The sequence below is a fragment of the Microtetraspora malaysiensis genome, from assembly GCF_001528665.1.
GTDB classification, from domain to species: domain Bacteria; phylum Actinomycetota; class Actinomycetes; order Streptosporangiales; family Streptosporangiaceae; genus Microtetraspora_A; species Microtetraspora_A malaysiensis.
Window position 1 is genome coordinate 171,177 of the sequence record NZ_BBYJ01000016.1, and the last position, 23,852, is coordinate 195,028.

The 23,852-nt window shown below is 72.6% G+C and carries 22 protein-coding genes; 4 read left to right on the forward strand and 18 right to left on the reverse strand.

Annotated features, from left to right (window positions below):
• Nucleotides 1-113: 113 nt before the first annotated feature.
• From AWQ71_RS21400 to AWQ71_RS21410, 3 genes are all read right to left on the reverse strand, one after another.
• A complete protein-coding gene (locus tag AWQ71_RS21400) occupies nt 114-1,466 on the reverse strand; it encodes a protein kinase family protein (protein WP_067135904.1) in 1,353 nt (450 codons plus the stop codon).
• Entirely contained in the window at nt 1,467-3,044 is a 1,578-nt protein-coding gene (locus AWQ71_RS21405; protein WP_067135906.1) for a serine/threonine-protein kinase, read from the reverse strand.
• Between the two features lie 90 nt (nt 3,045-3,134).
• Complete coding sequence (locus AWQ71_RS21410; protein WP_067135908.1) at nt 3,135-3,773, reverse strand: pyridoxamine 5'-phosphate oxidase family protein; 639 nt, start codon at nt 3,771-3,773, stop codon at nt 3,135-3,137.
• A 35-nt stretch (nt 3,774-3,808) separates the two neighbouring features.
• Here AWQ71_RS21410 and pdxR point away from each other — a divergent pair, with 35 nt between their 5' ends.
• Nucleotides 3,809-5,227: a MocR-like pyridoxine biosynthesis transcription factor PdxR gene (gene pdxR, locus AWQ71_RS21415; RefSeq protein WP_067135911.1), complete on the forward strand. Its 1,419-nt coding sequence runs from the start codon at nt 3,809-3,811 to the stop codon at nt 5,225-5,227.
• Between the two features lie 52 nt (nt 5,228-5,279).
• Here the strand turns inward: pdxR and AWQ71_RS21420 are convergent, their stop codons facing one another.
• From AWQ71_RS21420 to AWQ71_RS21460, 9 genes are all read right to left on the reverse strand, one after another.
• On the reverse strand, nt 5,280-5,822 hold the full coding sequence (locus tag AWQ71_RS21420) for a hypothetical protein (RefSeq protein ID WP_174550742.1): 543 nt from the start codon (nt 5,820-5,822) through the stop codon (nt 5,280-5,282).
• Nucleotides 5,823-5,957: 135 nt separating this feature from the next.
• Nucleotides 5,958-6,758 carry a polysaccharide deacetylase family protein gene (locus tag AWQ71_RS21425; protein ID WP_218001894.1) on the reverse strand — a complete coding sequence of 267 codons (801 nt, stop codon included), beginning with the start codon at nt 6,756-6,758 and terminating at the stop codon, nt 5,958-5,960.
• The gene (locus AWQ71_RS21430; RefSeq protein WP_245658398.1) at nt 6,755-7,714 is read right to left on the reverse strand and encodes a glycosyltransferase family 2 protein; all 960 of its coding nucleotides are present in this window, start codon (nt 7,712-7,714) and stop codon (nt 6,755-6,757) included. The genes AWQ71_RS21425 and AWQ71_RS21430 overlap by 4 nt, the downstream gene beginning before the upstream one ends.
• The gene (locus AWQ71_RS21435; RefSeq protein WP_084259119.1) at nt 7,711-8,532 is read right to left on the reverse strand and encodes a glycosyltransferase family 2 protein; all 822 of its coding nucleotides are present in this window, start codon (nt 8,530-8,532) and stop codon (nt 7,711-7,713) included. Before AWQ71_RS21435 ends, AWQ71_RS21430 begins: the two co-directional genes overlap by 4 nt.
• A gap of 48 nt (nt 8,533-8,580) precedes the next feature.
• On the reverse strand, nt 8,581-8,946 hold the full coding sequence (locus tag AWQ71_RS21440) for a hypothetical protein (RefSeq protein ID WP_067135918.1): 366 nt from the start codon (nt 8,944-8,946) through the stop codon (nt 8,581-8,583).
• Nucleotides 8,947-9,420: 474 nt separating this feature from the next.
• The gene (locus AWQ71_RS21445) at nt 9,421-10,059 is read right to left on the reverse strand and encodes an NAD(P)-dependent oxidoreductase (protein ID WP_067135920.1); all 639 of its coding nucleotides are present in this window, start codon (nt 10,057-10,059) and stop codon (nt 9,421-9,423) included.
• Entirely contained in the window at nt 10,056-10,880 is an 825-nt protein-coding gene (locus AWQ71_RS21450) for an SGNH/GDSL hydrolase family protein (RefSeq protein ID WP_067135922.1), read from the reverse strand. The genes AWQ71_RS21445 and AWQ71_RS21450 overlap by 4 nt, the downstream gene beginning before the upstream one ends.
• Nucleotides 10,877-11,617, reverse strand: coding sequence for a hypothetical protein (locus AWQ71_RS21455; protein ID WP_067135923.1), 741 nt, complete (start codon nt 11,615-11,617; stop codon nt 10,877-10,879). Before AWQ71_RS21455 ends, AWQ71_RS21450 begins: the two co-directional genes overlap by 4 nt.
• A complete protein-coding gene (locus AWQ71_RS21460; RefSeq protein ID WP_067135924.1) occupies nt 11,614-12,393 on the reverse strand; it encodes an SDR family NAD(P)-dependent oxidoreductase in 780 nt (259 codons plus the stop codon). The genes AWQ71_RS21455 and AWQ71_RS21460 overlap by 4 nt, the downstream gene beginning before the upstream one ends.
• 68 nt (nt 12,394-12,461) lie before the next feature.
• On the opposite strand from AWQ71_RS21460, the gene AWQ71_RS21465 reads away from it, so the two are divergent.
• Nucleotides 12,462-12,968, forward strand: a complete 507-nt coding sequence (locus AWQ71_RS21465; RefSeq protein ID WP_067135925.1) for a MarR family winged helix-turn-helix transcriptional regulator — start codon at nt 12,462-12,464, stop codon at nt 12,966-12,968.
• A gap of 53 nt (nt 12,969-13,021) precedes the next feature.
• On the opposite strand, the gene AWQ71_RS21470 is transcribed toward AWQ71_RS21465, so the two are convergent.
• Nucleotides 13,022-14,821, reverse strand: coding sequence for a substrate-binding and VWA domain-containing protein (locus AWQ71_RS21470; protein ID WP_084259120.1), 1,800 nt, complete (start codon nt 14,819-14,821; stop codon nt 13,022-13,024).
• A gap of 147 nt (nt 14,822-14,968) precedes the next feature.
• Here AWQ71_RS21470 and AWQ71_RS21475 point away from each other — a divergent pair, with 147 nt between their 5' ends.
• Complete coding sequence (locus AWQ71_RS21475; protein ID WP_067135926.1) at nt 14,969-15,775, forward strand: TrmH family RNA methyltransferase; 807 nt, start codon at nt 14,969-14,971, stop codon at nt 15,773-15,775.
• On the opposite strand, the gene AWQ71_RS21480 is transcribed toward AWQ71_RS21475, so the two are convergent.
• The 5 genes from AWQ71_RS21480 to AWQ71_RS21500 form a co-directional block, all read right to left on the reverse strand.
• The gene (locus AWQ71_RS21480) at nt 15,762-16,682 is read right to left on the reverse strand and encodes a D-alanyl-D-alanine carboxypeptidase family protein (protein ID WP_067135928.1); all 921 of its coding nucleotides are present in this window, start codon (nt 16,680-16,682) and stop codon (nt 15,762-15,764) included. The two genes, AWQ71_RS21475 and AWQ71_RS21480, sit on opposite strands and share 14 nt — an antisense overlap.
• A gap of 18 nt (nt 16,683-16,700) precedes the next feature.
• Nucleotides 16,701-17,195 (reverse strand): DedA family protein, encoded by a 495-nt coding sequence (locus AWQ71_RS21485; RefSeq protein ID WP_067135929.1) that lies wholly within the window; start codon nt 17,193-17,195, stop codon nt 16,701-16,703.
• Between the two features lie 36 nt (nt 17,196-17,231).
• The gene (locus AWQ71_RS21490) at nt 17,232-20,558 is read right to left on the reverse strand and encodes an ATP-binding protein (protein WP_067135931.1); all 3,327 of its coding nucleotides are present in this window, start codon (nt 20,556-20,558) and stop codon (nt 17,232-17,234) included.
• A 125-nt stretch (nt 20,559-20,683) separates the two neighbouring features.
• Complete coding sequence (locus tag AWQ71_RS21495) at nt 20,684-21,730, reverse strand: lysylphosphatidylglycerol synthase domain-containing protein (RefSeq protein WP_067135933.1); 1,047 nt, start codon at nt 21,728-21,730, stop codon at nt 20,684-20,686.
• 102 nt (nt 21,731-21,832) lie between these two features.
• Nucleotides 21,833-22,627: a PIG-L deacetylase family protein gene (locus AWQ71_RS21500; protein ID WP_067135935.1), complete on the reverse strand. Its 795-nt coding sequence runs from the start codon at nt 22,625-22,627 to the stop codon at nt 21,833-21,835.
• 68 nt (nt 22,628-22,695) lie between these two features.
• Between AWQ71_RS21500 and AWQ71_RS21505 the strand changes: the two genes are divergently transcribed.
• The gene (locus AWQ71_RS21505; RefSeq protein WP_067136000.1) at nt 22,696-23,805 is read left to right on the forward strand and encodes a glycosyltransferase family 4 protein; all 1,110 of its coding nucleotides are present in this window, start codon (nt 22,696-22,698) and stop codon (nt 23,803-23,805) included.
• The last annotated feature ends 47 nt before the right edge of the window (nt 23,806-23,852 follow it).

Here is a 23,852-nt window from a genome sequence, read left to right on the forward strand (position 1 = left end):
GCTTTCTCTGATGTTGCTGTGCGTTCGTGGGAAAGTGCGGTCAAATCGCGGCCGCCTCGGCGGCGGCGTCTCAGCGCCCGGCCGGTTTCACCACCATGGTTCCGCACCGTGTTTCAGCACCGGTAGGAGAAGGACGCCTTGTCCTGGAGCGGCTGTCCCGAGGCGGTCGGCGACAGGACGCGCAACGTGGCCACGCCCTTGAAACGGCCGGACCCTGTCACCTCCCAGCGCAACGGGAGCGCGACCGACGTGCTCCCTGAGGGCACGTGCCGCTCGCGCTCCGGCATCCGCACGCCGTCGCTGCGCACCCAGACGTACCGGATGGTGCCCGCGCCGCCGTTGGTGGTCACCGTGCCGACGAGCGCGGCCATGCCGTCGCAGGCGATCGCCTTCTTGGGGCCGCGTACGTCCACCTTCTCGACCACCACGCCCGCGGCCGGCTGGAAGCGCAGCCACAGGATGACCACCGCGAGGAGTGCGGCGAGGAGCGCCGATCCCGCCCACGCGCCCTGGCGGCCCCGCCGTCGGCCGGGACGCCGGGCCGGCCCGGCGTCCCGGCCCACGTCGTCGGCGAGCTCCGTGGTCGTCCCGGAACGCCAGATCTGCGCCGCCGCAGTGTCCGCGGGCACGCCGGGACCGAAGCGCATGACGACGTCGTCCGCGGCGGCCGGACCGGGGATCCCCAGCAGGGTGACGGCGGCACCGACCTCGTCCGCCGCAGGGGCGGGTTCCGGAGCGGCCGAGGACCACAGATGGCGCGTGCGGGCCAGCGGCTCCCTGGTCGTGTGGCTCTGGGGGAGCGGGTCGCCCGCGGCGAGGAGGACGTCGCGGGCGGCGGCGAGCCCGTGGGCCGCGGCGGCCGCCGCCGCGCGCTCGAACAGGACGGCCGAGCCGTCGTCCGCCCAACTCGTGGCGAGCCCTCTGGCGAGCTCGATCCAGGCCGTGACGTCCCGCTCCGGCGACGCGGGCTCCCCGCGCAGCGCCTGCAGGAGGCCGCGCTCCGCGAGCAGGGCCGTGCCGTCCCCCGTGATCACGATCGTGCCGGGATGCGGCGCGCCGTGGGTGAGTCCGGCCGCGTGCAGGTCGAGCAGGGTCCGCGCGGTGTCGGCCAGGATCGCCGCCACCGCGCCGGAGCCGGGGGAGGGGACGCCCCCGCGATGCACCTCGGCGAGCAGGTCGGCGAGGGTGGGAACGGGCGCGCCGTCCGTGATGAGCCAGATGTCGCCGCGCGCGGTGACGAGGTCGGCGACCGGGAGCAGCCCGGCGCTCCGGGCGAGGTGGCGGTCGGCGGTCACGGCGGCGACCAGCCGCTCGCGGGCCGGGGGCGTGGCCACCAGGGCGGGGTCGAACCGCAGCACGCCCGACGGGGTTCCGGCGGGGGAGACCGCCTCGCGCCAGGTGCCGATCTCGCCGGACCGGGCGCGTCCGGTCAGCCGATGCCCCGCGACGGAACCGCCGTCATCCATCTATCCCCTCCGGTGCCGCCCCGTCATCCTCTTCACGGCCAGTGTGCCGGGAACGAGGCCGGTCGTCACCAGGCCCAGGGCGAACGCCCCCATTGAGGCGCTGGGCATGGGCGCGGAGGTGAGCCGGGGCGTCTCCTGCGGCGTCTCCGTGGGGCCCGGGTCCGTCGGCCCGGACGTGGGCGAGGAGGTCGTGGGGGTGTTCTGCGGCCGAGTCGGCGTGGACCCCCAGTCCGGGAGGTCGGGGATGTTCACCGTGTCGCCCGGCTCCGGGCTTGACTGGCTCGGCCGGGGCCGCGGGCGGGTCGGTGTACGCGAGGGCGTCGGCCTCCTGCTCGGCGACGGCTTCGCGGACGGGGCCGCCGACGGGGAGGACCTGACCGTCGGCTGGACGCTGGGCGTGGGGGAGGGGGTGGGCGTCCTCGACGGCGACGGCGACGGCTCGGGCGCGGTCGTCACCTCGACCGGTTCCTCTTCCTCCTCGTCGATGCCGAGGTCCAGGGGCGTGCTGCTCGGGGAGTCGACCGTCGTGTGGGCCTGCAGCTTGGCGTCGCCGAACGACCCGACGAGCGCGGCCGTGCCGCCCGCGACCAGCGCCACCGCGACCGCGACCAGGCCGATCCTGATGCTGACCTTGGTGAACCGGTTGTTGGCGAGGTGCGTCTCGGCGAGCGCCGTGGCGGCCTCGGGCTTCTCCTCGGCCAGCGGGAAGAAGGGGAGCAGCAGGCCGGCGAGGGCGGCCAGGCGCCGCCGTCCGCGCTCCTCCCAGGTGGGCCCGTACGCCTCGGCGGCGATGGTCTCCAGCTCGCGCAGGAACGCCTCGACCGACGCGGGCCGGTCGGCCGGGTTCTTGGCCATGCCGCGCCCCATGAGCCCCTGCAGGGCCTCCGGCACCTCCTCGACCGGCGGGGGCGTGGACTGGTGCTGGCGGGCGAGCGCGGGCAGGCTCTGCGCCCGGAACGGCCGGGTGCCGGTGAGGCACTCGAAGAAGACCACGGTCGCGGCGTACACGTCGGTGGCCCGGCTCGCCGGGCTGCCCGACCACTGCTCCGGCGCCATGTACGGCGGGGTGCCGGCCGCGTTGACCCCCTCGCCGGCCCGCGCGGCGATGCCGAAGTCGACCAGCTTGCTCATGCCGTCGGCCGTGACCAGCACGTTCTCCGGCTTGTAGTCGCGGTGGACCACCCCGACGGCGTGCGCCGCGGCGAGCCCGAGCAGCGAGCCCTTCAGCACGGTGAGCGCGGCCTCCGGGCCGGTCGGCCCCTCCGAGCGGAGGATCGTGCGTAACGAGACGCCGTCGACCAGTTCCATCACGATGGCGGCGCCGTGCGGCGCCTCGATGTACTCGTAGAACCGCGCCGCGTGCGGGCTGGGCTCCATGAGCGCGAGGAGGTGGGCCTCCTGGCGGAATCGGCCGACGAAGTTGAGATCGGAGCGCAGCGCGTCGGACAGGTACTTGATCGCCACCTGTATGCCGTCGGCGTCGTGCTTGGCGAGCACGACCCGGCCGCCGCCCCCCGTGCCCAGCTCTCGAATCTCGGTATAACCGGGGGCACTCCAGGCGCCCGTCTGCCCGTACATCAGGTCTCCTCATCGGCGCATGACGAGACCGTAGCTTAGTGATGGATCACTAATTAAGACGAAAAGTCGTGAAACTTAGTCACAAACCGGTCATGACCTGCGGAGAACGTGCTCCGGGACCGGGATGTCGGAGGTCAGCCTCGGGTCGGGCTCCGGTGCGCCCCAGACGCTTCGCAGCGGCAGCACCCCCGCCCAGATCGGCAGGGCGTAGTCCTCCTCGTCGTCCTTCGGCGGGCCCTGCCGTACCTTGACGGACGCCTCCTCCAGGGAGAGGGCGAGCACGGCGGTGGCGGCGAGCTCCTTCCTGCTCGGTGGCCGGACCGCGTCCCACTGGCCGGGGGCGAGCCGCTCGGTGATCGCGCGCAGGCCGTCGAGCCGCTCGTCGTCGTCCACGACCTCCCGGGTCAGTCCGTAGACCATCGCCGAGCGATAGTTCACCGAGTGGTGGAACGCCGACCGCGCCAGGACGACGCCGTCCAGGTGGGTGACGGTCACGCAGACCGGTGCGTCCGACGCGGCGCGCAGCGAGGCGGCCCCGGTGGAGCCGTGGAGGTACAGCGTCTCGCCGATCCGGCCGTACCCGGTGGGGATCACTCTCGGCGCCCCGTCCACCAGGACGCCCAGGTGGCAGATGAGCCCGGCGTCCAGCACGGCGTACAGGTCGGCGTGGTCGGTGCGGGCCCGGTCCTTGCCGCGCTTGAGCACGGTCCGGGGTGTTGTGGAAAGCATGTCCGTTACGTTAGGAGCCGAGTGGACCGCTGCATATGGCCACTTCCGATGATGAATGGGGAACCACTTTGCGGGCCAACGTCGACCTCCCGCTGGTCGTGGACCGGCGCTCGCCCGTCGCGCTCGCCGCGCAGGTGACCGACCAGCTCCGGGACGCCATGCGGGACGGAGCGTTGCGGGCAGGCGAGCGGCTGCCGTCCAGCCGCGCGCTGGCCGCGCTGCTCGGCGTCAGCCGTACGGTCGTGACCGACGCGTACCAGCAGCTCTACGCCGAGGGCTGGCTCGACGGCAGGCGCGGCTCCGGCACCTACGTCGCCGACGTCACAACATTTCCGGATCTGGTGAGGCCGCTGGAGCCGAGGATCCCGTGGGATCCGACAGACCCGTTCGAACCCGCCGGGCCGGATTTGGTGGACCTGCGCCCGGGGCGGCCCTGGGTGCTCGGGTACGACGTCGCCGCGTGGCGCCGGGCCTGGCGCCACGCCGGGGACGCGCCGCCCGGCCACACCCCGGATCCCCGTGGGCACCCCGACCTGCGCGCGCTGCTCGCCGATCACCTCCGCCGGGCGCGTGCCGTACCCGCCGGGCCGGAGAACGTGCTGGTCACCCGTGGCACCGGGCACGGGCTCGACCTCTTCGCCGCGTCCCTCCTCCGGCCCGGCGTCCGCGCGGGGGTGGAGGAGCCCGGCTACCGCGTGGCCAGGAACGTCCTGCGGGCGCGCGGCGCCGAGATCGTGCCGTGCCCCGTGGACGACCAGGGCGTGATCGTGGACGAGCTGCCGGACGGCCTGGACGTGCTGTACACCACTCCGGCCCACCAGTTCCCACTCGGCGGCCGGCTGCCCATGACCCGGCGCGAACGGCTCCTCGCCTGGGCCCGTCGCACCGGCGCCGTCATCGTGGAGGACGACTACGACGCGGAGTTCCGCTATGACGTCGCGCCGCTGCCCGCGTTGTACGGGCTCGACCCCGCGCGGGTCGTGCTGCTCGGCACCCTGTCGAAGTCGCTCAGCCCCGACGTGGGGCTCGGCTGGCTGGTGGCCGCGCCGGAGTCGCTGGCGCGGGTCGCCGAACACAGGACGCTGCTCGGCGACCGCACCTCCGGCCCGGTGCAGCGCGCGGTCACGACCCTGCTGCGGCGCGGCGACCTGGACCGGCACCTGCGCCGGATGCGCCTGGAGTACGCGCGCCGGCGGGCGGCGGTCGTCGAGACGCTCGGACCGCTGGTGAAGGGCGACACCGCCGGCCTGCACGTCCTCGTCGAGCTGCCCGAGGACGCGGTCGGCCCGCTGGTGGAGGAAGCGCGGCAGCGCGGCGTGCTGCTCGACACCACCGCCCGGCACCACCATGGGCCGATCCAGGTCCACGGCCTCGTCCTGGGGTACGGCTCCGCGTCGCTCGCGGGTGTCCGGCGCGGCTGCGCCGTCATCCGGGAGCTGACCCGAGATCTTTAACGCGGTGACCACGAACCTCGGCAGGGTCGGTCGCTTCGGGCTCCCGGCCCGCTCAGATGACCCGTTCGAGCACGCGGAACTCCTCCCGAGGGCGGGGCAGCGCGAACGGCGGCACGCTCTCGCCGGTGATGCGGTTCACGTCGATCCCGCCCGGGTCGCCCTCCACCGTCCCCGGCACCTGCGAGTGGCCGAAGTGGCCGCCGCGCGCCCAGAGGCGGCGGCTGCGTTCGGCCGCCAGCGAGTGCGGCGAGGGCAGCGGAGGCCCGGCCGGCCAGCGGCGGGGCACCCGCCAGGCGTCCAGCCAGGTCAGGATGTCGTCCAGACCGTCCAGCTTCCCGTCGGTGAAGGGATGTTCCACCGAGCCGAGCACGCGGATCTGCACGCACACCCGTCCCTCACGTCCCCGATCGCCCGGCAGTCCGCGGGCCGCGCGCGTGGGGGGAAGCGACTGGGCGATCTCGCCGGTCACGGGATTCCAGATCAGGTGGGCGGGACACCCGAGCTGGATCATGCGTTGGGCGGCGGACTTGGCCGACACCGCGAGAGGGTCGGTCGGCCAGATGAACCAGACGGCCCTCGGAACTCCGCCGATCATGGGTCCGGAGTCCTCGGGAGCGGGAATTCGGCTGGCGCCGGGCATCCATGCGTGGGCCACTGTGCCCCCTCAATCCTCGATCGCCCTGTTTTCTCCCCTTATGCGCCGGAGCTGACACCTCGTGGGCCGTGATTGTTACTGGCGAGTGGCAATCTTGCGCAGGCCGTACCGGGTACGCCGGAGAACCGCGTATCCCTTGGTCAGGGTGCGCTCCTTGAGGTAGATGAGAGGAACGCCGCGGCCCTCCACGGCGAGCGCGAACCGCGCCATCGTGGTGCCCCCGCTCACGGTCAGCCGGGGGATGGCCAGCTCGTCGTGCCGGTCGGCCGCGACGGCGTTGCCCACCGCGCAGGCCGCCCAGTACCCCGCCCGGCGCACCTCACGGCGCACCCGCGCGCTCGAATAGCCGTACGGATAGGCCATGGTGGTCACCGGGCGGCCGAGGCGGTCCTCGATCACCCCTTTGTTACGGCGGAGTTCCTGGCGCAGCTCGTGGTCGCCGATCTGGTCGAGCTGGGGGTGGCTGTGGCTGTGCCCGGCGATCTCCACGCCGTGCTCGGCCGCCTCGCGGGCCTGGCCCCACGAGAGCGTACGGTCCAGCGGCCGGCCCGCGGCGTCGGCGCCGGCGTCGGCCACCCAGCCGCTGGTCAGGAAGAGCGTGGCCGGGAAGCCCGTCCGGTCGAGCACGGGAAGCGCCTCCTCGTGGAAGTCGGCGTACCCGTCGTCGAACGTGATCACCACGGGGCGGTCGGGCAGCTCCGGGCCGGTGCGGTGCAGCGACGCCACCAGATCGGCCACGGTGAGCGGGGTGAAGCCGGTCTCCCGCAGGTAGCCGAGCTGGTCGGCGAAGTCGCCCGGCCGTACGGCCAGCGGCCGGGTCTCCGGCGTGGGCCGGTCCGTCACCGAGTGGTACATCAGGATCGGGACCCGCGTCACGAGCGGCTCCGGATGCGCGCGCCGCCGACCAGGTAGCCCCAGGTCGTCCAGGCCAGCCCGATCACGATGGCGCCCGAGCGGCCGAGGCCGGCGAGGTCGCCGCGCACCGCGTCGCCGAGGCCGCGCAGCACCCCGAGCGGCAGCGTCCTGAAGGTGTAGCCGCGTTCGCTGGAGAGCCCGTCGCCCGCGCCCACGCTGCTCGTGACGAGAGCCTTGGACAGGCCCTCCGCGTAACAGCGGGCCCGGAAGTAGCCGAACCGCGCCCGCTCGGCGGACACCTTGTGCCCGATGGCCGCGCCCGGCTCGAACAGCAGCACCGCCCCCGGCCGCCGCTGCGACAGCCGGATGCAGAACTCGGTCTCCTCGCAGCCGAGCGGCCGGCTCCTGCGCCCCTGGACGCTGCGCCCGATGGCCGTGCTGAAGCCGCCGACCTCGCTGACGACGTCGCGACGGAACGCGGCGTTGCCGCCCATCACGTTGCGGATCGGGGCCCGCTCGACCGGCATCCCGCGATAGGTGCAGCCGACCGTCCAGTCGAACTCCTCGGGGAACCAGCGGGGACGCCCGCCCGCCGTCCACAGGGGCCGGGTCAGCCCCCCGACCCCGGCTACCGCCGGATCGGCGAACCCCGTTTCGAACGCCTCCAGCCAGCCCGGATCGGCCACCGCGTCGTCGTCGAGGAACGCCACGACGTCGCCCCCCGCGACTTCCGTCCCGGTGTTCCTGCCACCGGACAGCCCCCGCTCGTGGGCGTTCTCCACCACGACCGCGTCGGGGTACTCCCGCTTGAGCCGCAGGTGCAGGTCGGGGTTGTGGTCCACCACCAGGATCAGCTCGTACGCGGGGCGGCGCTGGCGGCGGACCGACTCGACCGCCGCCCGGATGTCGTCCCAGCGGTCCTCGGTGTAGGCGCAGATGACGACCGACGTCCGCACCGGCGCCGGAGGGGGTGTCACGCCGCCCCCTGGTCGGCCGCCGGGGCGTGCGCCGGAGCGGGGCGCCGTACGGCCGGCCGCCGCCGTTCCCGCAGGATCGTGCGCAGGACGCGCAGGCCGTCCCGGAACGCGTTCAGGTTGCTCTCGCCGTGCAGGCGGCACCGCTCGTGGCTCGGCACCTCGTGGACCCGCAGCCCGGCCCGCGCCGCGCGGATGTTCATCAGCGTCTCGACCTCGAACCCCGCGCAGTCCAGGTCGAGCACCGGCAGGTGGCGGGCCCAGAACGCGTTGTAGCCGTAGCACAGGTCGGTGTAGCGGGTGCCGTAGACGCGGTTGACCAGCGTCCGCAGCAGCGTGTTGCCCAGCCTGCGGGTGAACGTGAGGTCGTCGCTCCCACCTCCCGGGATGTACCGCGAGCCTTTGGCGAAGTCGGCGCCGCTCACCAGCGCGCTGACGAAGTGGACGATCTCGCGGCCGTCGGTCGATCCGTCCGCGTCGATCATGACGATGATCTCGCCCGTGCAGGCCGCGAAGCCCTCGGCCAGCGCGTCCCCCTTGCCCCGCCCACGCTGGTGGACGACGCGCAGCCCCGGCCGCAGCCGGCGTGCGACGGCGACGGTGTCGTCGGCCGAGTGGCCGTCGACCAGCACGACCTCGTGGATCCAGGAGGGCAGTGTGGCGAAGACGTGCGGGAGGTTCTCGGCCTCGTTCATGGCGGGGACGACCACGCTCACGGTGGGCGCGATGGCCAGGTGGGGGCCCAGAGAGGTCAGGCGGCGACCGGCCGGCAGCGGACGCACGGCGGCGAACGGGGAAGTGGCGCTGTGCTCGGGACTCATCTGACTGGATGTCCTTCCGGGCGGTCGGTCAAGAGCGGGGACCCCTCTTCACTTCGTGCCGGCCTCCCCTTCGCCCGGCGCCCGGCCTCGGTACAGCAGCCGGATGACCAGCAGGAAGAAGCTCAGCACCCCGACGGTCGCCACCCCGGCCCGGGGGGACCAGGCGTCGAAGAGCAGCATGGCTTCCGCGAGTACGACGTTGACGGCCAGGCTCGCGGCCGCGCCCACCGTCAGCGCCGAGAGCGGGTCGCGGTCGCGCAACAGTCCGGCCACCGCGGCTCCGGGAACCAGGAAAAGGAACAGCGGGGTGAGGAGCATCCGGACCGGCGTCCTGATGTCGGCGAGCGCGAGCACCGCGCCGACGGCGCACGCCACCCCGAGTACGACGACGGGGATACTCCGGTTTCTACCCATGTCTCCTGGTCTCCCGGCAGGTAGAGGCCACTGTGACGCGGTTGGTGAACCCATTTATGGGACCAATCACAACAGGCGCCCGTCTATGGCGACGCATTACCTCAGTCCCCGGTTTACCAGGCCGCGCCGGAAAGAAGGATCTTATCCCAAATGTCGAAAGATGTTCATGGAATAGTGACATTCACTTCGGTGATCTTTCCCAATTTCCCCATATTCCTCATCTTTCCCACATTCTTCACATGGCTCGCGCCGTGCCGTCGCCTGCCGCGAGGTCGGCCGCAGCACCGACCCCGTCTCGGCGGGCGTGAGTACTTAACCGGCATTCACCCCGAAATCCACCACAAAATCCCGCAATTCGGGTTATTGCGGCAGGCCGGAAACCCAGACCTTGCCGGTGCGCTCCGCACACGTTCACCGGGGTCGAGGCAGCGGAACGGAAGGGATCGAGGACCCTCCGTCATACGGTCGTCCGGTTCACGACGAGACTTCGACCGTTCTCTGCCAGGTGTCGTGATCCTCGATGTGGCTCAGCATGTAGTGGGCGAGATCCGCACGCGAGATCGTCCTCGGGTTCGCCAGGTGGCGGCCCACCGCGGCCCGGTAGCGCCCGGTGAGTGGCCCGTCGGTGAGCATCGGCGGGCGGATGACCGTCCAGTCGACGGCGCTCGCCGCCACGACGCGCTCCATGGCGGCCATGTCGGTGTAGCCGTGTCGGTAGAGACGCTGGATGAGAAATCTGGTGACGAGCTTCTGGGGCAACGGAGTCTCGGGAGGGATTTCGAGGCCTGCCGAGGATACGCACATAAGGCGTCGCAGCCCCGCCTGACTCATGGCGTCGATGATGTTGGCCGCGCCCTGGGAGTAGACCGTGGTGGGGTGCTTGCGATCCCTGCTGCCCAGGCAGGACAGGACGGCCTCGTGACCACCGACCGCGGCTTCCCACGTCCGGGGCTCCAGCACGTCTCCGGTGATGAGGGCCAGCCGGGCGTGGCCCGCCGCCGGGATCCGGCCCGGATCGCGGGCGACGGCGGTGACGTCATGACCGGCGTCGAGCGCCTGGGTCAGGAGTTGGGCACCGCTGCCCCCCGTGGGGCCGAAGATGAGGAGTTTCACGACTTGTCCGACAGAGCATCGACCACGGCGGAGGTCAGGGCCCGCTGGCCGGCGAGGGAAAGGTGGATCCCGTCGTCAAGGAGGAACTCCTCTCCCGTCTGCCGGGCGAGGGCAGGGTGGCTGTCGACGGTGAGGTCCGGTTGCGCGTTCACGATCTGCCTGATGGCGTCGACATCACGATTGGTCCAGGTGAGCCCGGCTCGCTGGAACGGCTGATAGGCCGCGAAGCGTGCTTCGTCCACCGGGGACGGAGTGATCCACACCCATCGCGCCGCGGTGCGCTTGGCGGCGAGATCGCGCAGGGCCCGGAGGTTCCGTTCGGTCTCGGCGACGCTGACCAGGGTCGGTCCGTCGACCGACCCGAGGCGCTGGGCGTCGTTGCCGCCGAGCATGCACAGCACCCAGTCCGGGCGGTGGAAGGACAACCCGGGCAGCACGGTGAGAGCTTGGGTGGTCGTGTGTCCGGAGACCGCCATGTTCGTCAGGGTGATGCCGTCGGCGGGGCGCCGGAGGTCGATGACGTGGCGCAGGATCTCGAACCATGACAGCAGGTCGTCGGTGGTGCTCTCACCGACGGCCACGACGCGTTGGTCAGGTGCGAACGGCAACCGGTCCACTTTCTCGGCGAACTCGGGATCGTCGAGCAACTCCGTCGCGGCGCGGCGTGCCTGCTCGGCGTGCTCCTGGCGCACCCGTCGGTAGGAGCCCGCGTCCAGTCCGTACAGCGCGGCGATGCGGTCGTCGTCGAGCCCGCCGAGATATCCCAGGGCCTTCTCAGGGTGCTGGAACCGGATGAGTCGTTCGGTCAGTGCGGTGTTCATACGGCTCCTTCTTCGGCCATCGACGCTGTCGTTCGGTTCCGGCGGTCGCCGGCTCGGTTGGTTCTGGTGCGGGGCAGCAGGAAGCCGGTGGCGATGAGCCAGGCCAGGGCGGTGAACCGGGCCACGGGCAGCAGGATCGCCGTGTCGGGGACCAGCAGCGCCAGGTGGGACAGTTCGGCGACGACGGCGATGGCCAGGCCGGCGAACGCCATCGCGCGCGGCAGCAGACCGGCCAGCAGCCCCGGTACGGCGATGCCCGCCACGAGCAGTCCCAGGAAGACGACGTGCCCGGCGCCGCCGGAGGCGAAGGCGAGGTCCTGCAGGGCCCGAACCACCGCGGGCTCGGTGAGCACCTCCGGGCGTGAGAGCACCCAGCTGAACATCGCGGACAGGGCCAGCATGGCCGCGGCCAGCAGGCCGCCGGCCAGGGCGATGGTGGCGCCAGGTGCCCGGATGCCGAGGTTGCGCAGGCGGGCGGAGGCGGTGGCAGTGTAGATCGTCAACGGAACCGCGGCGCCGAACTGCAGGAACGCGCTCACGTGTACGGCGTCCTGGTGATCCTGGAAGTACGCCAGGATCTCGGCCGCCGAGCCGAAAGGCGACGGGAAGGTGGCACCGCCCGCCATCGCCGTGCTGACGACGACCCCGCCGAGGAACAGCGCCGTGAACACCACGGCGAGGATCCCCAGCGGCGGCCCGCCGTCGGTCTGCCGCCGGGTGCGCTCGACGGTTGTCACACGATCACCCGCCCACCGGTCAGGTCGAGCGTGACCCCGGTGACCCAGGACGAGGCGTCCGAGGCGAGGTACAGCACGGCTTGGGCGATGTCGCCGGGCTGCCCGATGCGGCCGAGCGGGTAGGCCGAGGCCAGCTCCTCGAGTTGCTCCGCGGACATGAACCGCTGCATGCGTTCGTTGAGCACGGCGGACGGGGCCAGGCAGTTGACCCGGACGCCGTGCTCGCCGACCTCGTTCGCCAGGTGCTTGGTGAACATCACCACGCCCGCTTTCGCCGCGGCGTACGCGGCGTTCGCGCCGCTCGGCTGGCGGCCTGCCGTGGACGCCATGGTGATGATGCTTCCGCCACCCCGATCGATCATGGTGGGCAGGAACGCGGCCACCGTTATGAACACCGACGTCAGGTCGGACTCGACGATCGCACGCCACCGGTCGGACCCGAGCTGGGCGGTGGGCGCGGGGGCGCCCTGGCCGCCGGCGAACGCCGCGAGGATCTCCACCGGTCCCAGCGCGCGCTCGATCGTGTCGCGCATGTCCCGCACCACGGCCTCATCGGTGACATCACCGGGCGCCGCCACCGCCGTACCGCCGTCTGCCGTGATCTTCTCGACGACCGCGTCGATCGCCGCCCGGTCACGGCCGTTCACCGCGACCCTGACTCCGTTCGCCGCCAGGGCATGGCAGGTCGCCGCTCCGATGCCCCGTGAGCCGCCGGTCACCAGCGCCACCTTGCCGGCCAGACCGGGGTGCGCCGGGCCGCTCATATCGCTGATCATGTCCACTCCGTTCTGCGAGGTGAACTATTCATAGCACAGAACGATTCTCTGCCACTACCATCGCTTCCATGTCCACGGAACAGCAGGCCGGCCACGACGACGGACCGGCGCGGCGCTCCCGGCCGAGGGGGGCGGCGTTCCTGCTCTCTCAGGTGGGTGCGCAGGCCGCGACACGGTTCGCCGAACGCATCAGCGGTCTGGGGGTGCTCCCCTCCGATGTCGGACTCCTGCGCATGATCGCCGGTCGGCCGGGGCGCAGCCAGCAGTCCCTGGCCGAGGAGCTGGGAGTCGTGCCGAGCCGGGTCGTCTCACTGGTCGACGGCCTGGAGCGCAAAGGGCTGGTCGAACGACGGCGGAACCCGCAGGACCGGCGCAACTACGCGCTGCACCTCACCGAGGACGGCGCACTCGTGATGAGCAAGATGCGTGAGCTGGCCACCGCGCACGAGGACGAGATCTGCGCCGCGCTCGACGACGACCAGCGGGCGCAGCTCACCGGTCTGCTCGAAGCCATCGCCGCCCAGCAAGGGCTCACTGCCGGCGTCCATCCCGGATTCCGGAAAGCACCGTGGTGACCACACTGGAGCAGTAGGCGGGGCCGGCCAACATCCGTGGTCAGTAGAACTGGCTAGCGCTGCGCGGAGCCGCAGCTGGGCGCGCACAGCCGCCGGGCGATCCCCTTCAGGAAGATCTCGCGGATCTCCAGCACGGTCTGCGGGAAGTACGCCGCGCCTCCCGTGGCCTTGGCGATCGCGCTCATCTGTGCCCGGTCCACGCCCTTCTCCGTGTTGAACGAGATGATCAGGATGCCGACCGGCCGCTTGGGGTCGTAGGCGCTCTTCAGCTTGGCCAGGATCTCCTTGTCGGAGAGCCCGCCGTTGGGGTCGTCGTTCCCGACGCCGTCGGTGAAGAGGATGATCGTGTTGACCTTGTCCGCCTGGTACTCGTCGGTCATCTTCCGGTAGGCGGCCCACAGCGAGTCGTTCAGCCCGGTGTTGCCGGCGGGGATCGCCTGCACGTTCCGCATCTCCTGGGCGATCCGGTCGCGCCGGGTCACGCCGTCGATCCGCTGCGCCAGCGGGCCCAGCGGCACGATCTCCTTCCAGTCCACCCCCTGTCCGCGCAGGTTGTCGGAGAAGATCCAGGTGCCCACCTCGCTCTTGTCCGGGAACAGCTTGAGCCCCTCGACGGCGACGTTGCCGATGGCGCGCATGCGGCTCACGCCGGTGCTGTCGGCGGGCTCGGCCATGGTTCCGGAGACGTCGATCAGCGCGAGGATCCGGGTGCCCAGCTTGATCTGGTGCCACGCCTGGGTCAGCTTGGCGACCGCCGCGCCGTCGGGGAGCGCCAGCTCGGCCGGCTTGTCGGCCTTGACGCCGTTCTCCGGGCTGAGCGCGCCGCCGGCCTTGCCCTGCGGCGTGCGGAAGCCGTGGTCCTGCACGATCTGCCGGCCCGCCGCCGAGGTCAGCTCGGTCTGGAACGCCTCGGCCGCCTCGCGTACGGCCGCGTCCTTCGCGGTGATGACGATGGGGTAGTCGAGGCTGATCGTGCCCTCTTCGGGATAGAGGGCGACCGCCGGGTTCGACGGGTGCGACGTGGTGTTGAACGCCCACACCGACTGCTCGGAGGCGACGCCGACGGGGATGCGCGCGGCGGCCTTGGTCAGCGTGGCGAACAGGCTGTCCGGCGAGGACACGGTCGACTCGGAAAGCTGCCGCAGCACGCCCACGAGCAGCTCCTCGCCGCCGCCCCCCGCCTTCAGCACCGCCGACCCGGCGAGCAGCGCGCCGAGACCCGCGGAGTTCTGCGCCGGGTCGAGCGCGAGCACCCGCACCTTCCGGGACAGGCCGTCGGGGTTGGCGGCGTTCGCCGCGTTCAGCAGGCCGGTCCAGCTCGCCGGGCTGAACGCCGCCTGGAGCTTCTCCGCCCCCGTCTTGGACGCGGTGAGCACGACCGGCGACCGGGCCGCGCTGCCCGACGCCTTCAGGCCCGACCCGGCCGGGCCGGAGCGCGTCAGCCACAGGCTGGAGTCGGGCACCCACAGGTCCGGATCGACCTTCCCCGAGGTCGGGCCGCTGCCGGACATCGCGTTGGCCACCGTGGCCGACTGGACCGCCTTCACCGAGACGGTCACGCACGTGCCGCCCGCCGTACGCCCGGACGGGCCGAACTTCTGCGCCACCTTGGCGACGGCCGGCTCGATGTCGGGCGACGCCACCACCGAGAGCCCGATCGGGGCGCCGTCGCAGCCCCGGCCCTTGTTCACCACGACGTACGCGGCGACTCCGCACAGCACGGCGACCGCGACCGCTCCGGCCAGGGGTGCGAGTACTCGTCCTCGGCTCGGCGGCCTCGATCCGCGACGGCGGCGCGGCACGTACGGATCGTGCTCGCCGTCGGTCTCCTCTGTGCGGTGGCGTCCGCCCACGGTGTCCTCTTTTCACCGAAGATCCGGGTAGTGCTTACGGAACACTACTGGGAAGTAGTAAGGGGGCAAAACACTCATTTTGCTCGGATGATCACGCTAGGTGATCGATAATGGGCGTTTCCCCGGCTTACGCCGTACCCTTGGCGGGTGGTCATTCCCGTCGAAGACAGCACGGATCCCCGCATCGCCGACTACGTACGGCTCCGCGACGTCGACCTGCGCAAGAGCCTCGAAGGCGGCCGGGGCCTCTTCCTGGCCGAGGGGGAGAAGGTGATCCGCCGGGCGATCGCGGGCGGGCACCGGGTCCGCTCCATGCTGATGACGGCCAAGTGGCTGGACAGGTTCGCCGACCTCATCGATGGCGACGGGGACGGGGACGGCGTCACCGTCTACCTGGTCTCCGACGAGGTCATGGAGGGGATCACCGGCTTCCAGGTGCATCGGGGCGCGCTCGCCTCGATGGAGCGGCGCGAGCTGCCCTCGGTCGCCGAGGTGCTGCGTGGCGCCCGGCACGTGGTCGTGCTGGAGGATCTGGTGGACCACACCAACGTCGGCGCGATTTTCCGCTGCGCGGCCGCGCTCGGGGTCGACTCCATCGTGCTCTCGCCGCGCTGCGCCGACCCGCTCTACCGGCGGTCGGTCAAGGTGTCGATGGGCTCCGTCTTCTCGGTGCCGTACGCGCGGCTGAAGGACTGGCACGACGGCCTGGCCGAGCTCCGCGACCACGGCTTCCGGCTGCTCGCCCTCACCCCCGCCGAGGGCGCCGCCCCGATCGAGGAGGCGCTGACCGGCGGGCGCACCGCGCTGCTGCTCGGCTCCGAGGGTGACGGGCTGTCGTCACGCTGGCTGGCCGAGGCCGACCAGGGGGTGCGGATCCCGATGAGCCGGGAGGTCGACTCGCTCAACGTCGCGGCCGCGGCCGCGATCGCCTGCTACCTGCTCACCGCCGGCTGACCGGGGCGGCCGGGACGGCTGAGCCGGACTCGGGCTCGCCGGCCGCCCAGTCGAGCAGCTTGCGCGCCGTGGCGAGGCGGCGCGCCTCGCTGGCCTCGCCGAGGATCACGCCCACGTACGTGTGCTCGTCGCGCACCGCCGCGAAGGTGAGGCAGAACCCGGCGGCCCCGGTGTATCCCGTCTTGAGGCCGATCGCGCCGTACGAGCCGTACGACAGGAGCGTGTTGGTGTTGCGCCAGACGTGCGCGCGGTGGATCTTCGAGGCCACCACCTTGTGCGTGCGCGCCCTGGCGACCACGGCGATCACCGGGTCGTCCAGTACGACCCGGGCGAGGGCCACCTGGTCCCTGGCGGTCGAGTACCCGCCCTTCGCGGGCAGTCCGTCGGGATTGACGTACCGGGTGCCGGCCAGGCCGAGCTTCGCGGCGGCGGCGTTCATCTTGGCGACGAAGCGGGAGGTGCCCGGGCCGTACCGCTCGGCCAGCGCGTGCGCGGCGTCCGCGCCCGAGGGCAGCATGAGCGCGTAGAGCAGCTCGCGCACGGTCAGCCGCTCGCCGGCCCGCAGGCCGCCGCTGGTGGCCCCGTTCGCGACCGCGTGCTTGACGTCCGCAGCGGTGATCTTGATGACGTCGTCGAGCGACGCCTCGCGCCGCACCACGTAGGCCGTCATGACCTTGGTGAGGCTGGCCACGGGGAGGCGGCGGGTGTCCCGCTTGGCGAAGGCGACCTGGTCCGCCGTCGTGTCCACGAGGTACGCGGCGCGGGCCGTCACCTGGGGCGCGTCCTGTGCCGTGACCGCGCGGGCCGCGGGAACGGGGGAGGTGGCGGTGTCGGCGACGGCGGTCGTCCCGACCGATCCGAACGCCAGGAAGGCGGCCGACAACGCCGTGATCAGCCCGATGCGCATCCCGTCATGATGGCACGATCACGCGCCGGCCTCCGGCTGACGCCGCCGACGGCGCCAGAGGATGAAACCGGCGACCGCGCCGAGCGCGACGGCGGCGACCGCGGCCGCGATCGAGGGAGACTCGGTGGCGACCTTCAGCCACCCCCACAACACTGTGTAGAGCCCGAACGCCGTGATCGGCGCCCAGGTCAGGCAGCCCAGGGCGCTGGCGACGAGATACCAGCGGTAGTCGACCCGGAGCACGCCGGCCACCCAGGGCAGGGTGTGGCGCAGCCCGGGCACCCAGAAGCAGCCGTAGACGGCGAACGCGCCCCACCGGCGCACCATGTTCTCCACCTTGAGGATGCGCTCCTGGCCGATCTTCCGGCCCAGCCGCGAGCGGTAGAGCGCGTTGCCGACCGTGCGGCCGACCCAGTAGTACACCTGGAACGCGCCGAACAGCGCGACGGCGCCGATCGCGACGACGACCCAGAGCGGCATTCCGAGAAACGAGGCGGACATCGGGTCGGGCATTTCCACCTCTCCTATGACATGTCGCTTAGGTCGGCCTTACCTTACAGTCTCGTCTGACAGGGCCGCCCGCGCCTCGGACACCCAACGCTCGACGCCGACCCGTTCGGCGACCGCGAGCGCGTTCTCGTAGTGCTCCCTCGCCGGCAGGCCGAGCCGTACGGCGAGATCGCCGAGCGTCCGGGCCACCGGCCAGAGCGCGACCACGCCGGTGCCCGCCCCCGCGATCCGGTCCCGGAACGGAACGAGCCGGTCATACGCCTCGCGCATCCGGGCCGTGTCTGACAGGAGGATGCCGGCCAGCGCCCGCCAGATGAGGGCCAGCTCGTACAGGTAGTCGGTCCTGACCGGCTCCCGGGACGTCGCGACGGCCCGCGCGTCCTTCACGTGCCCGGCCGAGGCGAGGGCCAGCGCGTACGCGTCGAGGGTCCACTTCGCGCCCCGCTGGTGCGCCTCCCCGAGCGGCTCGACCATCTCGTCCGCGCGTCCCCGCACGAGGTGCAGACAGAACGAGGCGATCAGCGGCAGGTCCTGGCGTCCCTCCAGCATCCCCGCGCGGGCCGTGAGCCGGGCCGCGTTCCGGTAGGTGTGCTCCGCGCCCGCGTAGTCACCGCTGATCATCAACCGCTGCCCCGCGTACCAGGCGCCCACGGCGGCGGGGGCGGGCAGGTCGTACTGCCGGCCCAGCCGTTCGGCCTGAGCGAGATGGGAGTCGGCCTCGGCGAAGTCGCCACGCGCCGCCGCGCACTCCAGCAGGACCAGGTGCGCCAGCGTCCGCACCGAGATCTGCCCGGACTCCGCGCCGACCCGCAGCAGCTCGCGGCCGATGGTCTCCCGCTCGTCCACCTGCGTCATCGTGTACGACTGGCGGAGCCGGCCGCTCAGCGCCATCGCGAGCAGCGCGGGGTCGCCACTGGAACGCGCCAGTTCCTCGGCCTCCAGCGACGCCTGGTAGCCGCGCTGCGTCGCGGACCCCTCCAGTTCGAGCGCCAGCGTGGCCAGCAGGCTGGCGCGCAGGGTCTGCTCACCCGGCGGCAGCTCGACCAGGGCCTTCTCGGTGACGTCGACGATCTCCCAGGCGGTGCGGGTGAGGTCGCGGGCGATGCCCTTGTGCGGCACCGCCAGGGCCGCCGCGACCCGCGCGGTCAGCTCCAGGTCGCCGAGCGGCAGCGCGACGTCCATCGCCTCCCGCCGGTGCGCCCGCGCCGCGGTCATGTCGCCGGACAGCGCCAGCGCCCGGATCACCCGGAGCTGCAGCTCCAGGCGCTCCCGCACACCGCCCGCGCGGGCGCGGTCGAAGGCGGAGATGGCCCGCTGCCACAGGGACGCCGCCTCGCGGTGCGCGTAGCGGCGCTCGGCCTGCTCGGCGGCGAGGCCCGCGTACCGCTCCGCCTTCGCCGCCGTCTCCACGCTGCCCGCCGCCTCGTAGTGGTGCGCCAGCGCGGCCACGTCCGAGGGCGTGCGCCGCTCGATCACCGAGGCGACCGCCGCGTGCAGCCGCGACCTGCGCAGCCGCGACGCGTCGGAGTAGATGGTGTCGCGCACCAGGTCGTGGTCGAACCTGAGCATCCCGGGCCCCGGCTCGGTCACCAGGCCGGCGAGCAGGCCCGCCTCGACCGCGTCCACCACGGCGTCCTCGTCGCCGGACACGTCCACGAGCACGTCCACGTCCACGTCCCGGCCGATCACCGCGGCCTGCAGCAGCACCTGCTGCGCCTTCGCGGGCAGCCGGGCGATCCGCCGCCGCAGCACGTCGCGCACTCCGGAGGGCACCTGCGAGAGGTCCGCCTCCGCCTCGAACAGGCGCACCGTCTCCTTGACGAAGAACGGGTTGCCGCCGGTCCGCTCGGCGATCGCGGTGACGACCTCCTCGTCCACGTCGCGCACGCACGTCGCCCGGACCAGCTCGGCGACCGACGCGGCGTCCAGCCCGTCCAGCCCGACGCGTACGGGGGCCAGCCGGGCGAGCGCGGCCAGCACGTCCTGCTGGCGGTCGTTCAGCTCGCCCTCGCGGCAGGTGACCACCAGCAGCACCCGGCTCGCGGCGAGCAGGCTGGGCAGGGCGCGAAGCAGCGCGAGCGTCTGCTCGTCGGCCCAGTGCAGGTCCTCCAGGACGATCAGCAGCGGCGCCTCGCGGGCGACCGCGGACAGATAGCCGCCGACCGCCCGGTGCAGCCGGAACCCGCCGGACGCCTCGTCGTCGGAGCTGTCCGGCGCGGCGTCGTCCAGCAGCGGCGCGAGGAGCGCGGCGTACTCGCCCGCGCCCCTCCGCTTGATCAGCGCCCGCAGCACCTCGACCCAGGCCCACCCCGGCGGCGTCGCGTTGCTGTCGGGGCAGCCGCCGACCGCGCTGACCCAGCCGTCGAGCCGTGCGGCGAGTTGCCGGACGAGCGTGGTCTTTCCCGCCCCCGCGTCGCCGCCGATCAGCGCGACCGTGAACCGGCCGGCCCCGGCGTGCGGCGCGGCGGACACCAGCCTGGCCAGCTCGCCGTCGCGTCCCACGAACGGCTCGGGCTCCAGCGGCGGCAGCGGGCCCGCCTCGACCGGACGCGGCGGCCAGGACCAGGTCACCTCGTGGACCCGGCGCTGCGCCTGCGGGGGGAGATCGAGGCCCGGGTCCTGGGCGAGGATGTCGCCCTCCATCTTCCGCAGCGCGGGACCAGGGTCGATGCCCAGCTCGTCGGAGAGCACGGCCCGGGCCCGGCGCAGCGCGGCCAGCGCGTCCCCCTGCCTGCCGCAGCGGTAGAGCGCGAGCGCGAGCAGCCGCCAGCCCTCCTCGCGCAGCGGGTGCTCGGCGGTCAGCGCCTCCAGGTCGGGGACCGTCTCGGCGTGCAGGCCCAGCCGCAGCCCGGCGTCGGCGTACCGCTCGCGCGCCACCAGGCGCAGCTCGTTCAGCCGCGCCACCTCGGCCTCCGCCCAGGGCTGCTCGGCGAAGTCGGAGTACGGCGTGCCGCGCCACAGCCCGAGCGCCGTCTCCAGCCGGGACCGGGCCGAGTGCGGCTTGTCGTCCAGCCGCTCACCCGCGGAGCGGACGCTCGCCTCGAACCGCAGCGCGTCCACCTGCTCGGGGGCGGCGCGCAGGGCGTACCCGGACGCGACCGTGACGAGCAGCCGGGTGGGGCCGCCGCGCGGCCGGTCCGGCTCGATCACCCGGCGCAGCCGTGAGATGTAGACCTGGAGCCCGGACTGCGCGCCCCGCGCGTCGTCCCACAGGTCGAACAGCAGAGTGTCGACCGGCACGACCTGGCCGCGGGCGGCCAGCAGCCGGGCGAGAACCGCGCGCTGGCGCAGCCCGCCGAGATCGAGCTCCCGACCGCCGTCGTACGCCTCGACCGGGCCTAGAACCCGGAATGCCACTGTGGTCATGGTCGCCTGCGCCCGGGGGGTCGCTCGCTGGTAACGGCCTCGTTCGACGCCTGCCGAGCCCGGTCATCCTCCGCGGACAAAGTATCGCGTTCAAGCCTGGAAGAGGTCGTCGTCGGCCGTTCGCTTCACCGCGTGCGCACCGGACCGGCGTCGCCGGAGCGGCGGCGGAAGAGCGCCCAGCCGCCGAGCGCGAGACCGCCCCACGGGATTTCGATCGTGTACGTCCAGAAGCCGAACAGAATGGCCGCCGCGGTCGCGCCCGCCTCCGGAGCGCCGAACGCCACCAGGGCGAGCGCCGTGCCGGCCTCCATGAAACCGGCCCCGCTCGGCGTGGCCAGGGCGCTGGTCAGCACGCGGGAGAGCGCGAAGACGGCGATCGACTCGGCCAGGCCCGGATAGGAGCCGGTGGCCCGGAGGCAGAGCACGAGGATCAGCCACTGGAGGACGAGGAACGCGACCATGCCGAGGGAGAGCCTCGCCCAGCGGCTGTGCACCACGTCGGTCGTGTCCTTGCGCAGCCGGGTGAGGGCGTCCGAGACCCAGTTCTCGGCCGGGCGGATCCGCCGCGGCGCGAGCCGGGCGACGGCGTCGAGGGAGCGGCCGAGCACCCGGGCGGCACTCTCCCAGTAGAGCGCCGACGCGACCACGGCGACCAGGACGAGGATCGAGATCGCGCCCGCCCACCCGGCGTCGGCCACCGCCGGGCTCAGCGCACGCCCCGACATCAGCAGCGCGAGGATGCCGGCCGCAGGCAGAATGAACCGGAACAAAGTGTTCCAGATGCCGCTGACCAGGGTCAGCACCACGACCGAGCGGGTGGTGAACCCCCACCCGCGGGTCATGCCGAAGGTCACCGCCACCCCCGCCGCGCCCCCGAACGGCAGCAGGTTGCTGACCGCGCTGCCCGCGGCGTTCAGCGTGAGCGCCTGGGCGTGGGTCAGGCCGGGCAGCGATCCGGTCAGCACGAACGTGTACGCCAGCAGGCTGGCCAGCCAGACCCCCGTCATCAGGGCGATCATCTGCCAGCTCATCGAGGCGAACAGGCCGCCGATCTGCGACCAGGAGATATCCGCCCCGGTCATCGTCCCGACGATCTGCGGGAGGAAGACGATCAGCGCGGCCGCGAGGCCGAGCGAGGTGATCGACAACACGACCCGCAACCACTTGCTCATGCTTCCCGCTCCCCATCACGCCGGCGACCCGTACCAGTCTGGCGGCAACGCCAGGGGGTGGCTCTCCTTCTTTGGGAGGAGCGAACCCCTAAGGGAGGCGGATCACTGGAAGGGGTGGTGCAGCCGGGTGCCCGGCGGGAGATCGCGCCGGACGTACCACTCCGTGCCGAAGATCAGCCGGTACGCCCAGAAGGGGATCTTCAGCATCGCGCCCAGCGTGCGGTCGCCGTCGCCGCCGGTCGTCTGGCTGGCGTGGGCGGCCATCGAGGCCCGTTTCGCCCGCGCGAACTTGCGGACGTTCACCCGGTGGGTGATCACGTGGCTCGGCGAGTAGGCACGCTCGAAGCTCCGGACGTCGATCTTGGGGTAGAGGCGGGCCGCGAGCCGCACCCCCTTCAGCAGCGGGTCCCGGTTCACCGTCGCCTCCAGCACGATGGGGGTCCCGGCGATCTCGGCCGCCCGGCTGCCCACCCGGTACACCTGGACGTGGTCGGGGTGGCCGTACCCGCCGGCCGGGTCGTAGATCGTCAGCAGGTCGGCGGTCTCCTCCTTGAGGATCACGGCCAGCCGCTGCGCGGCCTCCTCGCTGTCGGCGTCGATGAAGGCGTTGTCCGGGCGGTCCTCGGCCACGCCGCCGTCGATGGCCAGCCCGGAGTCGCCGTACCCGAGCAGGACGACCCGGGCGCAGCCGAGCGTCTCCGCCGACCGGTTCAGCTCCTTCATACGGGCCTGGCCCAGCTCGTCTCCGTGGGGGAGGTCGGCGAGGCCCCGCTCCCCGGCGGTCGCCACCACCAGCACCACGCGGTGGCCTTCGGCGGCCAGCATCGCCATCGTCCCGGCAGTCAGCAGCGCCTCGTCGTCAGGATGAGCGTGAAAGAAGACCGCGGTTCTCGACACAGCGCAATGATTCCATGCCGCCGGACCGACGGTTTGATGGCGGTCCCGGCCTCTGCCAGTCTGGTTTGGTGAGGATCCTGCACATCAGTGACTGTTACCTCCCACGTCTCGGCGGCATCGAGGTGCAGGTGGCCGACCTCGTCGGGAAGCAGCGAGAGGCGGGTCACACGGTCGAAGTGGCGACCGCCACACCGGGGGAGCCCCTTCCGGGCGTGCGCCGAGTCGTGGCCGGGCTCCCGTTCGACCTCCCTGTCCACCCCCGAGGCACCGCCCACCTGATCCGCCTGATGACCGGCTGGCGGCCCGACGTCGTGCACGTCCACGCGGGCGCCGTCTCGCCGTTCGCCTGGCAGGGGGTCGGCGCCGCCGTACGCGCCGGGATGCCGGTGGTGGTGACGGTGCACAGCATGTGGGACCCGATCACCTCCGGCCTCTATCTGGGGCTGCAGGCCGCCTTCGAGTGGCGGCGCCGGGGCATCGCCGTGACGACGGTCAGCGAGGCGGCCGCCCAGCCGATCCGCGCGGTGGCGGGCTCCGGCGTCCCGGTGCACGTCGTCTCCAACGGGCTGGACGTCGCCGCGTGGCGTCCCGATCCGGGCCGTGCCGTACCGGAGGGCGAGCGGGGCGGCGCGCACGTGGTGGCGGTGGGACGGCTCGCGCCGCGCAAGCAGCCGGTGCGCCTGCTCAAGCTGCTCAAGGCGGCCCGGGCCAGTGTGCCCGAGACGATCCCGATGCGCGCCACGATCGTCGGAGAGGGGCCCGCCCGCGGCTCCATGGAGCGGTACCTGCGCGGGCAGGAGATGGACTGGGTGGCGCTGCCCGGCCGGTTCACCCGTGACCAGATCAAGGAGCTGCTCGCCTCGGCCGACGTGTTCGTCGCCCCCGCGCCGCGCGAGTCGTTCGGGCTGGCTGCCCTGGAGGCCAGGGCGGCCGGGGTGCCGGTGGTCGCGCGCTCGCAGAGCGGGGTCGCCGACTTCGTCCGTCCGGGCAAGGAGGGCCTGCTCGGCCGCACCTTCGACGAGCTCGCCTCGTCGATCGCGCGCCTGGTGCGCGACGAGCCGCTGCGCGCCTCGATCGCCGCGCACAACCGCGAGGTGGAGCCGGTCGCGTGCTCGTGGCCGGCCGTACTGGACGGGTTCGAGCGCTGCTACGCGGAGGTTCGCGGCGCGCGGCCGTAGCCGCGCTGTCGGCGCGGACCAGGCCGGTCGCGGCGTTAGGCTCGGCG

Excerpts from the sequence above, each read along its gene's own strand:
- AWQ71_RS21440 (WP_067135918.1), bottom strand. The coding sequence starts at position 8,946 with ATGGGTAGAAACCGGAGTATCCCCGTCGTCGTACTCGGGGTGGCGTGC.
- AWQ71_RS21405 (WP_067135906.1), bottom strand. The coding sequence starts at position 3,044 with ATGTACGGGCAGACGGGCGCCTGGAGTGCCCCCGGTTATACCGAGATT.
- AWQ71_RS21495 (WP_067135933.1), bottom strand. The coding sequence starts at position 21,730 with ATGAGCAAGTGGTTGCGGGTCGTGTTGTCGATCACCTCGCTCGGCCTC.
- pdxR (WP_067135911.1), top strand. The coding sequence starts at position 3,809 with ATGGCCACTTCCGATGATGAATGGGGAACCACTTTGCGGGCCAACGTC.
- AWQ71_RS21450 (WP_067135922.1), bottom strand. The coding sequence starts at position 10,880 with ATGAACACCGCACTGACCGAACGACTCATCCGGTTCCAGCACCCTGAG.
- AWQ71_RS21465 (WP_067135925.1), top strand. The coding sequence starts at position 12,462 with ATGTCCACGGAACAGCAGGCCGGCCACGACGACGGACCGGCGCGGCGC.
- AWQ71_RS21400 (WP_067135904.1), bottom strand. The coding sequence starts at position 1,466 with ATGGATGACGGCGGTTCCGTCGCGGGGCATCGGCTGACCGGACGCGCC.
- AWQ71_RS21485 (WP_067135929.1), bottom strand. The coding sequence starts at position 17,195 with ATGCCCGACCCGATGTCCGCCTCGTTTCTCGGAATGCCGCTCTGGGTC.
- AWQ71_RS21460 (WP_067135924.1), bottom strand. The coding sequence starts at position 12,393 with ATGATCAGCGATATGAGCGGCCCGGCGCACCCCGGTCTGGCCGGCAAG.
- AWQ71_RS21490 (WP_067135931.1), bottom strand. The coding sequence starts at position 20,558 with ATGACCACAGTGGCATTCCGGGTTCTAGGCCCGGTCGAGGCGTACGAC.
- AWQ71_RS21435 (WP_084259119.1), bottom strand. The coding sequence starts at position 8,532 with ATGAGTCCCGAGCACAGCGCCACTTCCCCGTTCGCCGCCGTGCGTCCG.
- AWQ71_RS21410 (WP_067135908.1), bottom strand. The coding sequence starts at position 3,773 with ATGCTTTCCACAACACCCCGGACCGTGCTCAAGCGCGGCAAGGACCGG.
- AWQ71_RS21420 (WP_174550742.1), bottom strand. The coding sequence starts at position 5,822 with ATGATCGGCGGAGTTCCGAGGGCCGTCTGGTTCATCTGGCCGACCGAC.
- AWQ71_RS21480 (WP_067135928.1), bottom strand. The coding sequence starts at position 16,682 with ATGCGCATCGGGCTGATCACGGCGTTGTCGGCCGCCTTCCTGGCGTTC.